The following is a 1,129-nucleotide window of genomic DNA, read 5'->3' as shown; positions in this document are numbered from 1 at the left end:
AATTCCATCAAAACCCGGGCGCTAAATTTAATCAAAATTTTAGCCCAAAATCATCCACAGCCCGATCGCACACATCAGCACCGAGCAGAAAATTTCGAGGTATTTCAGATGGGTTTTCAGCAGATTTTTTAGCACCGCTCCGCCCAGCGCATATATGCTAAGGCAGATGCTTTCACTCACGCACAAGATCGCCACGAGAGCAAATGTGCGCGCGCCGAAAAGATTGTCTGCATCCAAAAATGGCGGAAAGAGTGCGGTAAAAAATATCCATGCCTTGGGGTTTGAGACCGCGACTACAAGGCCTTGGAAGAAGATATTTTCGCTGCGCTTCTGTTTTTGCAGCTTGAAATTTCCGCGCGCTAAAAAGGTCGCGACGCCCAGATAGAAGATATACGCGCCGCCTAAAATTTTAATCGCGCTAAGCGCCGCAGGGTGCGCAAGCAGAATGCCCGCGACGCCGAATACGCACGCAAGCGCCACGGCTGCGACGCCCAGCACCTGCGCGATCAGTGCAGGCAGCGCCCTAAGATAGCCGCGCGCGATGCCGAGATTTAGCGCGTAGGTCATGTTGATGCCCGGCATCAGCGATATCGGAAAGATCGTAAAGAAAAACAGAAGCATTGAAAACCCCTAAATTGCGGCTAAATTTTAAATTTTATCTCTCGCGATACGGCGCCGCTGCAATAGATTTTAAAATTCTAAAATTTAACGCGCTGCACTGAGGCGAATAAAATTTTAAAATTCCGCCGCACCGCGGAACTGCACATTGCGAGCTGTCATCTAGAATTTTGCACATCGCTTTATTGCGCTTCATCATTGCGATATGCCGTGCGCCGCGCCGCCCCCAAGCTTTTCTTGGGGCGGGAAGGGGGCTTGAATTGCGAGGTCGCTCCCCTTCCCGCCCCAAACCCCACCTAACCCCCGACGACGCTTTACAAGGGGCAGGCTACGCCTGCGCTGAATTTATATTATAACTGCGGTGCAGTGTCTCGCACCTAGTCGTAAGACCGCCGTGCCGCAAGTTTCAATACAATGTGCAGCATCGCGTAAAACCCGCGCCGCAGCGCATGTAATGCAGCGAATGAAAATTTAAAATTTCGCCGTACCGCCGCGGGCAAATTTAAAATTT

At 51.0% G+C, this 1,129-nt stretch carries 1 protein-coding gene; it reads right to left on the bottom strand.

The window, feature by feature from the left end; translation table 11 throughout:
- Positions 1–39: 39 nt before the first annotated feature.
- On the bottom strand, positions 40–621 hold the full coding sequence (locus Q0236_RS12050) for a LysE family translocator (protein WP_297918398.1): 582 nt from the start codon (positions 619–621) through the stop codon (positions 40–42).
- Between the last annotated feature and the right edge of the window lie 508 nt (positions 622–1,129).

Source organism: uncultured Campylobacter sp. (genome assembly GCF_938031315.1).
In the GTDB taxonomy this organism is placed as follows: Bacteria; Campylobacterota; Campylobacteria; order Campylobacterales; family Campylobacteraceae; genus Campylobacter_B.
This window is presented reverse-complemented; position numbering and strand designations above follow the sequence as displayed.

What these genes read in the sequence shown, in the direction of transcription:
- Q0236_RS12050 (WP_297918398.1), bottom strand. Translation starts at nt 621, where the DNA reads ATGCTTCTGTTTTTCTTTACGATCTTTCCGATATCGCTGATGCCGGGC.